12 protein-coding genes are annotated in these 13,644 nt (G+C 43.7%); 11 read left to right on the plus strand and 1 reads right to left on the minus strand.

The genetic code is table 11. From position 1 onward, the window contains the following. The gene (gene pyrF / locus ACFPA1_RS02085; protein ID WP_213140814.1) at window positions 1–717 is read left to right on the plus strand and encodes an orotidine-5'-phosphate decarboxylase; all 717 of its coding nucleotides are present in this window, start codon (window positions 1–3) and stop codon (window positions 715–717) included. Continuing rightward, window positions 714–1,346, plus strand: coding sequence for an orotate phosphoribosyltransferase (gene pyrE, locus ACFPA1_RS02090; RefSeq protein WP_213140813.1), 633 nt, complete (start codon window positions 714–716; stop codon window positions 1,344–1,346). The genes pyrF and pyrE overlap by 4 nt, the downstream gene beginning before the upstream one ends. Window positions 1,347–1,472: 126 nt before the next feature. On the opposite strand, the gene ACFPA1_RS02095 is transcribed toward pyrE, so the two are convergent. Then, on the minus strand, window positions 1,473–3,182 hold the full coding sequence (locus ACFPA1_RS02095) for an Rqc2 family fibronectin-binding protein (RefSeq protein WP_378581054.1): 1,710 nt from the start codon (window positions 3,180–3,182) through the stop codon (window positions 1,473–1,475). A gap of 220 nt (window positions 3,183–3,402) precedes the next feature. On the opposite strand from ACFPA1_RS02095, the gene ACFPA1_RS02100 reads away from it, so the two are divergent. From ACFPA1_RS02100 to fmt, 9 genes are all read left to right on the plus strand, one after another. Then, window positions 3,403–6,081: a calcium-translocating P-type ATPase, SERCA-type gene (locus ACFPA1_RS02100; RefSeq protein ID WP_378581056.1), complete on the plus strand. Its 2,679-nt coding sequence runs from the start codon at window positions 3,403–3,405 to the stop codon at window positions 6,079–6,081. A 95-nt stretch (window positions 6,082–6,176) separates the two neighbouring features. After that, window positions 6,177–7,052, plus strand: a complete 876-nt coding sequence (locus ACFPA1_RS02105) for a YicC/YloC family endoribonuclease (RefSeq protein WP_213140810.1) — start codon at window positions 6,177–6,179, stop codon at window positions 7,050–7,052. 60 nt (window positions 7,053–7,112) lie between these two features. After that, entirely contained in the window at window positions 7,113–7,376 is a 264-nt protein-coding gene (gene remA, locus ACFPA1_RS02110; protein WP_213116381.1) for an extracellular matrix/biofilm regulator RemA, read from the plus strand. A gap of 12 nt (window positions 7,377–7,388) precedes the next feature. After that, window positions 7,389–8,003, plus strand: a complete 615-nt coding sequence (gmk, locus tag ACFPA1_RS02115; protein WP_213140809.1) for a guanylate kinase — start codon at window positions 7,389–7,391, stop codon at window positions 8,001–8,003. Between the two features lies 1 nt (window position 8,004). Then, a complete protein-coding gene (gene rpoZ, locus ACFPA1_RS02120) occupies window positions 8,005–8,223 on the plus strand; it encodes a DNA-directed RNA polymerase subunit omega (RefSeq protein WP_213140808.1) in 219 nt (72 codons plus the stop codon). A 320-nt stretch (window positions 8,224–8,543) separates the two neighbouring features. Further along, window positions 8,544–9,758, plus strand: a complete 1,215-nt coding sequence (gene coaBC, locus ACFPA1_RS02125) for a bifunctional phosphopantothenoylcysteine decarboxylase/phosphopantothenate--cysteine ligase CoaBC (RefSeq protein ID WP_378581059.1) — start codon at window positions 8,544–8,546, stop codon at window positions 9,756–9,758. Then, a complete protein-coding gene (gene priA, locus ACFPA1_RS02130) occupies window positions 9,755–12,166 on the plus strand; it encodes a primosomal protein N' (protein WP_213140806.1) in 2,412 nt (803 codons plus the stop codon). Before coaBC ends, priA begins: the two co-directional genes overlap by 4 nt. Before the next feature lie 51 nt (window positions 12,167–12,217). Next, window positions 12,218–12,703: a peptide deformylase gene (def, locus tag ACFPA1_RS02135; protein WP_213140805.1), complete on the plus strand. Its 486-nt coding sequence runs from the start codon at window positions 12,218–12,220 to the stop codon at window positions 12,701–12,703. Beyond that, the gene (gene fmt / locus ACFPA1_RS02140) at window positions 12,700–13,644 is read left to right on the plus strand and encodes a methionyl-tRNA formyltransferase (protein ID WP_378581062.1); all 945 of its coding nucleotides are present in this window, start codon (window positions 12,700–12,702) and stop codon (window positions 13,642–13,644) included. Before def ends, fmt begins: the two co-directional genes overlap by 4 nt.

A 13,644-nucleotide genomic window follows, 5' to 3' on the forward strand; every position in this document is an offset into this window, starting at 1 on the left:
ATGAACAACTCGCTTATCATCGCGCTTGATTTTGCTAATGCGGCTGAAGTAGATCAATTTTTACAACCATTTGCCGGCAAAGAGCTTTTTGTTAAAGTGGGAATGGAGCTTTTTTACCAAGAAGGGCCTTCGATTATTCACCGTTTAAAGGAATCAGGTCACCGCATTTTCTTAGATTTGAAGCTTCATGATATACCAAATACTGTTTATAGTGCGATGAAGGGGCTTGCCCGCATGAACTGTGACCTTGTCAATGTACATGCTGCAGGCGGAAAAGAAATGATGGCAGCGGCGTTAGAAGGACTGGAGGCTGGTTCTGTTTCCGGAAAGAAAAGGCCGTACTGCATTGCCGTTACCCAGCTGACAAGTACATCGGAGGAGCAAATGAGGAGAGAGCAGCTGATTGGGGTTTCGCTTGAGGAATCGGTACTGCACTATGCTTCCCTGACAAAGGAAGCAGGACTCGACGGAGTCGTTTGTTCAGCATGGGAAGCAGCGTCCATCCGTGAAAAGGTTGGCGCTGACTTTTTGACCGTATGTCCGGGAATCCGGCTTTCTTCGGATTCTGTTGGGGATCAAAAACGGGTAGCAACACCAGAATTTGCGAGACAAGCAGGTGTCAGTGCGATTGTTGTCGGGCGTTCGATCACAAGGTCGGCTGATCCTCTTAAAAGCTATGAACACTGGATGGAAGCATGGAAGGGAGTACATCAATGAAACACACTATTGCTGAAAAATTACTAGACATTAACGCGGTGGGATTAAGCCCGCAAAATCCATTTACTTGGACTTCAGGGCTTCGTTCCCCCATTTATTGTGACAACCGGCTCACCTTATCCTATCCTGCCGTCCGCAGGGCTATTGCCAATGGGCTGCAAAAACTAATCGCCGAGAATTTTCCTGGTACTGAAGTGGTGGCGGGAACAGCAACTGCCGGTATTCCTCACGCTGCCTGGGTCAGCGAGCTGATGGATTTGCCGATGTGCTATGTCCGCTCTAAAGCAAAGGGCCATGGCAAAGGGAATCAAATTGAAGGAAAAGTCGAGCAGGGACAAAAAGTGGTTGTGGTTGAAGATTTAATCTCCACCGGCGGTAGTGTCATCACAGCTGTAGAGGCTCTTAGAGAAGCAGGCTGTGAAGTACTTGGGGTCGTATCCATTTTTACATACGGTCTTGAAAAAGGTAAAGAAGCATTTGCTGCGGAAGGAATTACAAGTTACTCCTTGACTGATTTTCCTTCACTAGTTGAGACGGCCATTGAAAAAGGTTATATCAGCCAGGATGATCAAGAAAGTCTGCTTGCATGGAGCAAGGACCCTGGCGAGTGGAGCAAGCGGTTCGAGTAATATATATAGAATTTGAAGAATTGTCGATAAATCACGGAAAAGTGTCGATAACCATTTATCAACAAGCTTCGTTAATCAATCATAAAAAAGCCCCGGGCCGCCCCGGGGCTTTACACATTAATAGCTCTATTTCTTTAATTTCAGTACCATTTCCTCATCCGGCGTCACGTAAACCGTCTGCTGATGGTCATAAATGACAAATCCGGGCTTAGCACCGCTAGGCTTTTTGACGTGTCGCACTTTTGTAAAATCAACCGGAACTGAACTGGAATTTTTCGCCTTGCTAAAATATGCTGCCAGCATTGCGGCTTCGTGAATGGTCCCATCAGAGGGCTCCTTACTGCGAATAACGACATGCGAACCAGGAATGTCCTTTGTATGCAGCCAAATTTCATCCCTTGCCGCAAGCTTATTAGTCAGATAGTCATTTTGTTTATTATTTTTTCCAACGATAATTTCAGTTCCATCTGAGGACTGATAGAAATCAAGAACCGGCTTGGCGTTTTGCACTTTTTTGCCGTTACGTTTTTTACGGTCGCGAATATATCCGCCCTCCACAAGCTCATCGCGAATCTCCTGCAAATCTCTTGGGGAAGCAGACTGGACCTGCTGCAGAAGGCTGTCAAAATAAGCTGCTTCAACGCGCGCCTTTTCAATCTGTTCGATGACAATCGAAACCGCGTTTTTCGCTTTCTGATACTTGGAAAAATATTTTTGCGCATTATCAGAAGGAGATTTCCGAGGGTCAAGTGGAATGACAATCGTTCCGCCGTTTTCATCATAATAATCAAGAACCTCGATTTCTTTTATTCCCTTTTTGGCGGCATAGAGATTGGCTGTTAACAATTCCCCGTAACGCTGATATTCATCGGCTTTTTCCGCTTCCTTTAGGGTTGCTTCCAGTTTATCTATTTTCTTTTCATTTTTTTCTTTTTCATTCGTAATAAGCTTCTCAATATCATTCCCTTGCTGTTTGACCCTGTCCCGTTCCGCCTTGCCAAAATAATAACGCTCCAACGTTTCGCTCAGGCTGGAAAAACTCTTCACCTCACCTTTCAGGTGCTCAAGCGGAAACAAATAAAAGGCTTCCTTTTCGGGAGCAGCAATGATAGACGGTAAAATTGCCCCTGATTGAATTTTTTTAATTAGGCTTAAAAATGTTTTGGGCACAGTCGTCCGATTGGCAAGTCCGCTTTGAAAAATGACCTCTTTCGCAAACAGCGGCGAAATGCCAGCGAACTGCTCCACGAGTTGGCGGTCAAGCCGTCCTGCATTAAAATCGATGCCCCTTACAACATCCTCTTCATTTGCCAGAAATGGATTTTGCTTGTTTTGCTCGGGCGGGAACACAAACGGCTGCCCAGGCAGGATGGCCCTGTGACTGTTAACAGCAAACGACACGTGTTTGATACTGTCCAAAATAATATTCCGGGTTTTATCAACTAAGATGATATTACTGTGCCTGCCCATAATTTCAATAATTAATTGCTTATAACTGATATCGCCAATTTCATTCCGGCCTTTGATTTCAAAAATAATCATTCGGTCGGTTTCAACTTGGTATAAATCCTCTAAAATATGACCCTCAATATGCTTCCTTAGCAGCATACAAAACATTGGCGGCTCACTAGGGTTTTCGTGGGTTTCGGTGGTAAGCTGTGCCCTGGCATAGCTCGGATGGGCAGATAAAAGCAGTCTGTGATTAACCCCTCCAGCGCGAATCGTTAAAATAATTTCATTTTTATAAGGCTGATGAACTTTATTAATCCGCCCGCCTTTTAGGGCACGGGAAAGTTCATGACTAATCGCGTTTGTAAATAAACCATCAAATGACATGGTGAACATCCTTTTCTATTAACAATAGTTTTCTATATAAGTATAACCTTTCAATTGAGAATCTGTCTTTTATCATAGCATTTTTTTGGACGACCCTGAATAAGCTGTCTATAGAGTTCTTGCTTGAGAGTGCAAATGCATTGACTGCAACTATTTTTTAATGCAGAGATTCACAGGCTTGTCATTAGAATTAGAGCTAAGGGGGAAGTGAGATGGTCGGATGAAGTTCCATGAGATGGAGATAAAACAAGTTGAAAAGGCTCTAGAAACCGACTTTTCATCTGGATTATCAGCAGAGGAAGTGAAAAAAAGGGTAAAGCAATATGGTTTAAATGAGCTAGAAGAAGGGGAGAAGCAATCGGCTTTACTCTTATTTTTTAGCCAATTTAAGGATTTCATGGTGTTGGTGCTCCTTGCAGCAACGTTAATATCGGGGCTGCTTGGTGAATATATCGATGCAATCGCGATCATTGCCATTGTCATTATCAATGGATTTCTTGGCTTCTTCCAAGAACGGAGAGCGGAAAAGTCACTTCAGGCATTAAAGGAGTTATCTGCTCCGCAGGTCTCAGTGCTAAGAGATGGAAAGTGGATTAAGATTCCGTCAAAGGAAATCGTCGTGGGCGATATTATGAAATTTACAAGCGGCGACCGGATTGGTGCGGATGTTCGTCTGATTGAATCGAAAAGTTTGGAAATTGAGGAATCGGCGCTGACCGGTGAATCGGTGCCCGTTTCGAAAATTACGGAAAAGCTGACGAATGAAAATCCGGGCATTGGCGATATGGAAAATACAGCCTTTATGGGAACGATGGTAACAAGAGGCAACGGTGTGGGAGTAGCCATAGCTATCGGTATGAAAACAGCGATGGGTCAGATTGCCGGACTTCTGCAAACGGCAGAATCCCAAGAAACACCGCTGCAGCGGAGGCTCGAACAGTTAGGGAAAATTCTAATTACAGTGGCACTTCTTCTGACCTTTCTAGTAGTAGTGGTTGGTGTGATTCAGGGACATGATATTTATACAATGTTTTTGGCAGGCGTTTCCTTAGCAGTAGCGGCAATACCTGAGGGTTTGCCGGCGATTGTGACGGTAGCTTTATCCTTGGGTGTCCAAAAAATGATCAAGCAAAAGGCGATTGTCCGCAAACTGCCAGCAGTTGAAACCCTCGGCTGTGCATCAGTCATTTGTTCCGATAAAACGGGAACCATGACACAAAACAAAATGACGGTAACCCATCTCTGGAGCGGCGGACAAACATGGACAGTTGACGGTGGCGGCTATCAGCCAAAGGGTGATTTTTTCCGGAATGAAAAGAAGGTTCAACCTAAGGATGAAAAAGCCTTGCAGCAAATGCTGATTTTTGGGATGCTATGCAACCATTCTGAGATAAACCTTAAAGGTGAGGACTATATTCTTGACGGTGATCCAACGGAAGGCGCACTTTTGGTAAGTGCCATGAAGGCAGGTTTTAATCGTCCGAAGCTACTTGAGGAATTTACCATTATGAATGAATTTCCTTTCGATTCCGCAAGAAAAATGATGAGCATCCATGTAAAAGACAAACAGGGCAGACATTTTATCATCACAAAAGGGGCTCCGGATGTTATTTTGGGCATCAGTGAATCGATTCTATGGGACGGGAGAACCCAATATTTAAACAAGGAAACAAACCAAAAGGTTCAATCCGCGATTGACAATCTGGCATCACAGGCATTAAGGACGATTGCGATTGCCTTTAAGCCTATTCCTGCGAACACGTACATTTTCAGCGAAAAAGAAGCTGAAAGCAAATTGACCTTTATTGGTGTTCAAGGGATGATTGACCCGCCAAGACCTGAAGTGAAATTAGCCGTTAAAGAGTGTAAAGAGGCAGGCATAAAAACTGTCATGATTACCGGCGACCATGCCATCACCGCTAAAGCAATTGCAGCTCAGCTTGGGATCTTAACGAGTAAAAGCAAGGTGCTCGACGGTAAGCAATTATCTGAAATGTCGGTTGAGGATTTAGAAAATGTGGTGGAAGATGTTTCGGTTTTTGCCAGGGTATCACCAGAACATAAACTGAAAATTGTTAAAGCCCTTCAGAACAGAGGTCATATTGTAGCGATGACAGGGGATGGCGTCAATGATGCTCCTGCCATCAAAGCCGCAGACATTGGGGTAGCCATGGGTATCACCGGAACGGATGTAGCTAAAGAGGCTTCGGCACTCGTTTTACTAGACGATAATTTTGCAACCATTAAAGCAGCCATTAAAGAAGGCAGAAATATTTATGAAAATATCCGCAAGTTCGTCCGTTACTTGTTAGCTTCAAACGTCGGTGAAATTTTGGTAATGTTGTTTGCCATGCTTCTGGGTCTTCCTTTGCCGCTCGTGCCAATCCAGATTCTTTGGGTGAACCTGGTGACAGATGGACTGCCGGCGATGGCACTTGGACTTGATCGCCCGGAGGAAAACGTTATGAAACGTGGGCCGAGAAGTCCTAATGAAGGAGTATTCTCACGTGGACTTGGCTGGAAGGTAGTCTCCCGCGGCTTTTTAATCGGACTGGTGACGCTTTTTGCCTTCATGATTGTCTATCATAATGACCCATCACAGCTGCAATATGCTCAGACTGTTGCATTTGCCACCCTTGTTATGGCTCAGCTGATCCATGTCTTCGATTGCCGCAGTGAGAAATCTGTCCTGTCAAGAAACCCTTTTGGTAACCAATACCTTGTATGGGCAGTTATATCATCATTGCTAATGGTGTTGGTAGTAATCTACTATCCACCGCTGCAACCGATCTTCCACACCCTTCCAATCGCTGCAAAGGATTGGCTGTTGATTATCGGATTATCCTCCATCCCAACTTTTTTACTAGCAGGCTCATTTTTATTAAGAAAAACGAAATAAAGTGTGTTATAATCCAAAAGGTAATAGAATCCATTCTATTACCTTTTGGATTTTTTGGCTTATTGCATAAATTCAAAGAATGGATGTGCGCCTAGATGGTTGTAAGTATGACAGGCTTTGGAAGAGGCCGGGCAGAATCGGATTTCTTTATCGTGAATGCCGAAGTGAAATCGGTTAATCATCGCTTTACTGAAATAAATATTCGAATGCCAAGACAGCTATTAAAAATAGAAGATAAAATTAAGAAGAAGCTGAATCAGTATATCCGCCGTGGCCGGTCGGAGGTATATATCAACATTGAAGGTGCAGGTCTAATTACTCGAAAACTTCAAGTTGATTGGAAATTGATTGATGAATATTATCAGTTTATCGAACAGGCAAAGAGCAGATATGGATTTGAAGGAAAAGTAACCCTTCAGGATTTGCTCCTTCGTGCAGACCTATTACATATTGAAGAAAATGAAGCCGGTAATGAAGAGCTTGAAAATTTAGTGCTATCCGCTACTGAGGAAGCTGTCATCCTGTTGAAACAAATGAGGCTCGCGGAAGGCGCGGTTTTAAAGAAAGACTTGCTTGCCCTTATTGCCCAGTTGGAAACCCATGTAAAGGAGCTACAAAATTATGCACCTGAAGTGGTTCAGCTATACAAGGAGCGAGTCTTAAAGAGAATGCAAGAGTTTACCGGCGGTCAGGTGGACGAGACAAGGCTTTTGACAGAAGTGGCTGTTTTTGCCGAAAAAGCCGATATAAATGAAGAGATTACCAGATTGACAAGCCATCTGGAGCAGTTTGTGCAAACATTAAATGAAGCTGAACCGATTGGAAGAAAACTTGATTTTATTGTTCAGGAGATGAATCGAGAGGTCAATACCATCGGGTCAAAAGCAAATGATGCAAAAATTGCCAAGAAGGCAGTTGAGATGAAAAGCTTGCTTGAGAAACTAAAGGAGCAGGTTCAAAATATCGAATAGGATTTGTTTAGAAATGCATTGACACGGTCAAAATATATTATTAATGATTGGATGATTTTCATGGCAATTAAATTAATTAATATTGGTTTTGGTAATATTGTATCGGCAAATCGAATTATTTCTATCGTAAGTCCCGAATCAGCTCCTATAAAAAGAATTATCCAAGATGCCCGGGACCGCGGGTCATTAATCGATGCTACATACGGAAGACGGACTCGTGCTGTTATTGTAATGGATAGTGATCATGTTATTCTTTCCGCCGTTCAGCCTGAGACAGTAGCGCACCGCTTAACGGACCGTGAGGATACTATTGAAGAAGGGTAGGATTTTAGTAATATGCCAGAAAAAGGATTGTTAATTGTACTTTCCGGTCCATCAGGGGTTGGTAAAGGAACTGTACGAAAAGAGATTTTTTCACAGCCTGATACGGCCTTTGAATATTCTATATCAGTTACAACCAGAAAGCCTCGTGCTGGAGAAGTGGATGGAGTGGATTATTTTTTCCGAACCCGCGAAGAGTTTGAGGAAATGATCAGGCACGGCAAGCTGCTTGAATATGCTGAATTTGTTGGTAACTATTATGGCACGCCAGTGGATTACGTCCGGCAAACCCTAGATGAAGGCAAGGATGTTTTCCTCGAGATAGAGGTCAAGGGTGCCCGCCAAGTTCGTGAAAAATTCCCTGAAGGTTTATTTATTTTTCTAATGCCGCCAAGTCTATCGGAATTAAAAAACCGAATTGTGACAAGAGGAACAGAAACAGAAGATATTATTCATAATCGGATGCTGACAGCCCGTGAAGAAATTGAAATGATGGAATTATATGATTATGTTGTTGAGAATGACCAAGTGGAACTCGCCTGCGAACGCATTAAAGCGATTGTAGTTGCAGAGCATTGCCGCAGGGAACGAGTAGAAAAACGATATAAAAAATTGCTGGAGGTTGATTAGAATGTTATACCCTTCTATCGATTCATTGCTGGAAAAAATTGATTCAAAATATTCCTTGGTATCCGTGGCAGCTAAGCGTGCCCGCGCCATGTCGCAGGTAAAAGACGAGAGACTGCCAAAATACGTTTCCTACAAATATGTTGGAAAAGCACTTGAAGAAATTTACAGTGGCGAGCTAACCTACCGCGTTGCCAAAAAAGCAGATAACTCTGCTGAATAAATGTAGAAAACCATTTAATGAAGGCTTGACATAACAGTCAGCCTTTTTATTTTTCGTAAAACTTATGATAATGCATTTTTCCTTCTGTTGATTGGAGCGAAAGGCGCTCGACTCCTGCGGGAGTAAGGGGCAAGGGAGACCCCACAGGCGCTTAAGCGCCGAGGAGGCTCCCCGTACCGCCCGCGGAAAGCGAGCGCCTGGAGCGGAAATCAACAGACCCATTAATAGAATTTTGTCGAATTCAAATAGTAAAAGGTGAAAAATAAGTAAAATTCAATCATAATAGAGGAAAAAGTGTTTACATAAAGCGGGGGAAAAGTATGTTAACCAATAAAAAAATACTATTATGTGTAACAGGTGGAATTGCTGTTTACAAAGCAGCGGCCTTGACAAGCAAACTCGTTCAAGCCGGTGCCCAAGTTAAGGTTATAATTACCGAATCAGCCAGCCAATTCGTAACCCCATTAACCTTCCAAGCACTTTCACGCAATGAAGTTTATACAGATACATTTGATGAAAAAAATCCGCAGGTCATTGCCCATATCGACTTAGCCGACTGGGCCGATTTGGTCCTCGTGGCACCAGCCACAGCCAATACGATCGCCAAACTGGCGGGCGGGATTGCTGATAATATGGTCACGACTACGCTGCTTGCAACAACGGCACCTGTCTGGATTGCACCAGCCATGAACGTTCATATGTATGACCACCCAGCGGTTAAAAAGAATCTTGACACTTTAGCGGACTACGGATATCGGTTCATCGAACCAAGCGAAGGCTATCTTGCCTGCGGCTATGTTGGCAAAGGACGCTTAGAAGAACCTGAGAAAATTGTTGAATTAATTCAAGGTTTTTTTGCCAAAAAGGAATTTAAACCGCTTAAAGGGAAAACAGTCGTAATTACGGCTGGACCGACAAGGGAAAAAATTGACCCTGTTCGTTTTATATCCAATCATTCAAGTGGAAAAATGGGTTATTCCATCGCAGAAGAAGCTAGGAAGCAAGGGGCCCATGTAGTATTGATTTCCGGTCCGGTACAAATACCCGCTCCCTCTGGTGTTGACCTAGTCAAGGTGGAGAGCGCGGAAGATATGTATAAAGCTTGTATAGAAGTTTTTGATAAGGCGGATATTGTGATAAAAACAGCGGCTGTTGCTGATTACCGTCCCAAAATTGCTTATGATGAAAAGGTGAAAAAACAGCCTGGCGGAACGGCGTTAGAGCTTGAACGGACAAAGGATATATTGTTTGAACTTGGCCAAAGAAAGAAAAATCAGGTGCTGATTGGTTTTGCGGCGGAAACAAATAATGTCGATGAATATGCCCGAAAAAAATTGTTAACAAAAAATGCCGATATGATTGTCGCAAACAATGTGAAGTCCGAGGGAGCGGGATTTGGCACAGATACAAACATCGTCACCCTATACAAACGTGACGGCTCAATTGTTGACTTGCCTTTGATGTCTAAAGCGGACGTCGCCGGGAAAATTATTGAAGAAATTGCCGCACTTCTTAAGGATTTGGAGAAAAAATGAAAATTGCCAGTGTCATTGTAGATGTGCCGGCTAAACAAACAGATAAAGCATTCGATTATCTTATTCCATCCCAATGGGAGGAGACGATTCAACCGGGAATGAGAGTCGTCGTTCCGTTTGGCCCGCGTCATATTCAAGGGTTTGTTATTGAGGTGAAGCGGGAGTCCGAATTCAAACAGTTAAGGGAAATTATTGAACCGATGGACCTTGTGCCGGTTTTGAATCAGGAATTATTAAAGCTTGGAACTTGGCTGACAGACCATACCCTATGCTTTAAGATTTTTGCCTTTCAGGTCATGCTTCCCGCGGCTTTAAAAGCTAAGTACGAAAAAAAGGTAAAACTTGCTCCTGGAGCGGCCGCCGTGGATTTGCCAATGCCGCTCCAGCCATACTTTGCTAACAGCAGCACGCTCAATTGGGAGATAGCATTAAAAAATGGCCTTGTTCCCTATCTGCAGCGTGCTTCGGCAGAAGGGTTTCTTGAGGTCATTTATGAAGTCAAGGAAAAGGTTAGGAAAAAACTTGTCCATGTGATAGGCCCAGCTATAGGTGTGCAGGACATGAAGCTAGAGCTGGAGAGGCTGCCTGGAAACGCGGATAAGCAGAAGCAAGTGCTGGCGTATTTTATAGAACACGACAGCGAAATTGAATTGCGGCAATTAACCGAGAAAATTAAAGCCTCCTCGTCTACAGTCAAAGCTCTTGTTGAAAAGAAACTGCTTTGGGAAGCGGAAAAAGAAGTCTACCGGGACCCATATGAAAACCGCACCTTTGAACGAACCAGCCCGTTGCCCTTAACAGAGGCCCAAACCACAGCCATTAAACCGATTCTTGATTCGATTGAAGGAAATCAACATGAGGTATTTCTGCTTTATGGGGTTACTGGCAGCGGTAAAACAGAAATTTACCTGCAATCCATTCAGGAGGTCATTGAAAAAGGCAAGGAAGCAATTGTTCTCGTTCCCGAGATTGCCCTTACACCGCAGATGGTCAATCGGTTTAAAGGAAGATTCGGTGACCAGGTTGCGGTGCTCCACAGCGGTTTATCGGCCGGTGAAAAGTACGATGAATGGCGGAAAATCCAACGGAAACAGGTTAAGGTAGCGGTTGGTGCAAGATCCGCTATCTTTGCCCCGTTTGAAAATATCGGCATTATCATTATCGATGAAGAGCATGAGACAAGTTATAAACAGGAGGAAATGCCGCGCTATCATGCGAAAGATGTGGCGATTGAAAGAGCGAAAACCTATTCTTGTCCGGTTGTGTTAGGCAGTGCCACTCCGTCTTTAGAATCGTTTGCGAGAGCGCAAAAAAAGGTTTACCATCTTTTGTCCCTGCCGACACGAATGAATAATCAACCATTGCCGTCCGTGGAAATTATTGATATGCGTGAAGAGCTACGCGCCGGGAACCGTTCCATGTTTTCCACGAAACTTTTTGAAATGCTTAAGGACAGGCTCGAAAAAAACCAGCAGTCCGTTTTATTTTTAAATAAACGCGGACATTCTTCGTTTGTCATGTGCAGGGATTGCGGCTATGTTGTCAGTTGTCCTAACTGTGACATCTCGCTTACCTACCATCGGGCCGGAGTTCAAATGAAATGTCACTATTGCGGTTTTGAAAGCCCGGTTCCGAAGATATGCCCTGAGTGTTCAAGCGAATATATCCGCTACTTTGGAACAGGGACGCAAAAGGTTGAGGACGAACTTGGAAAAATTTTGCCCGAGGCCAGGGTCATTCGGATGGATGTGGACACAACAGGCCGTAAGGGTTCACATGAAAGATTGCTGAAGGAGTTTCAGGACGGCAAAGCGGATATTTTATTGGGAACGCAAATGATTGCAAAAGGGCTGGATTTCCCTAATATTACTCTTGTGGGTGTGCTTTCCGCTGATACGATGCTTCATTTGCCTGACTTCCGGTCATCAGAAAAAACCTTTCAATTATTAACACAGGTAAGCGGCCGGGCTGGGCGTCATCAGCTGCCCGGAGAGGTAATTATTCAAACCTATACTCCGGAACACTACAGCATCGAGCTGGCCGGAACACAGAACTATGACCTTTTTTATCAGCGGGAAATGTTTGTCCGGAAAATGCACCATTATCCGCCTTTTTATTTTCTTGCTCTTATTACGGTCAGTCATGAGCAGTTGATGACAGTCATGTCCGCGACAGAGAAAATTGCCCGTTTCTTGAGATCACAGGTTTCTAATCAGGCGGTTGTTCTTGGCCCCTCAGTCTCGCCAATCGCAAGGATTAATAATAGATATCGCTATCAATGTCTGATAAAATACAAGCGGGAACCGAACCTGACAAAAACATTGAAAACAATCATTGATCAGCATCAAAATGAAGCGAAAAATGGGCTTCTTGTGTCCGTTGACGTAAATCCGTTTATCCTGATGTAATCTGGGTGAAAATGAAATAATAATTAGTAGAAAAATATTGGAGGAACCGTTTTGGCAATACGTAAAATTGTAAACTACCCTGCGGAGATACTGGAAACAAAATGCCAAGAGGTAGTAAAGTTTGATAAAAAACTGGCAAAAATGCTAGATGATATGTATGACACCATGATTGAATTTGATGGGGTGGGACTTGCAGCTCCGCAAATTGGTGTAGACGCCCGCGTCGCGATCGTCGACATTGATGATGAATCAGGAACGATCGAAATGATAAATCCTTGTGTTCTCGAAACAGCCGGAGAACAAACAGGACCCGAGGGCTGTTTAAGCTTTCCCAATTTGTTTGGGGAAGTATCAAGACCAAATTTCGTGAAAATTGAGGCCTTGGACCGAAAAGGCAGAAAATATGTAGTGGAGGCTGAAGGGTTCCTGGCACGGGCTATTCAGCATGAAATCGACCATTTAGACGGGATATTGTTTACTTCAAAGGTATTGCGATATCTCGAGGAAGATGAGTTAAAAGGAGTAGAGGCTGAATGACGAAAATTGTTTTTATGGGTACACCCGATTTTTCAGTGCCTATTTTGCGACAAATCATTGAAGATGGATACGAGGTAATTGGCGTGGTAACCCAGCCGGACAGGCCTGTCGGTAGAAAAAAGGTTTTAACGCCGCCCCCCGTTAAGGTAGAAGCGGTAAAGCAGGGGATCCCAGTCTTGCAGCCCGAAAAAATTCGTCATTTAGAAGAGCTCAGTAAAATCCTCGCTTTGAAGCCGGACTTAATTGTAACGGCAGCCTTTGGTCAAATTTTACCAAAGGAGCTGCTGGATGCCCCAAAATTTGGCTGTATCAATGTCCATGCTTCCTTGCTTCCGGAATTACGCGGCGGAGCGCCAATCCACTATGCTATTATGCAGGGAAAAAAGAAAACAGGCGTTACCATCATGTATATGGTCGAGAAATTAGATGCCGGTGATATGCTATCAAAAGTGGAAGTTTCAATTGCCGAAGATGATAACGTTGGTACACTTCACGAAAAACTTAGTGCGGCAGGTGCCAAACTACTTTCAGAAACGTTGCCTAGGCTTCTCGAGGGCAAATTAAACCCAGTACCGCAGAATGACAGCGAGGCGACCTTTGCTCCCAATATTAAGCGAGAACAGGAAAAAATCAATTGGGCCAAAACAGGCGCTGAAATATATAATCAAATTCGCGGCTTAAATCCCTGGCCTGTTTCTTTTACGATGTTAGATGGCCAGGTGCTAAAAATTTGGCAAGCGGAGAAAATTAAAAATGCCAAGCAGAACGTACCCGGGACAATCATCAACATTGAGCCGGACGGCTTAACGGTCAGCACCGGAGATGATACTGCGATTAAAATTATCGAACTGCAGCCATCTGGTAAAACAAAAATGGCCAGTGAGCAATTTTTACGGGGAGCGGGTTCGAAAATTTCAACAGGCAGTAAATTAGGAGAGTAA

Origin of the sequence: Neobacillus sp. GCM10023253, assembly GCF_042653105.1 — a bacterium.
GTDB lineage: Bacteria > Bacillota > Bacilli > Bacillales > Cytobacillaceae > Neobacillus > Neobacillus citreus.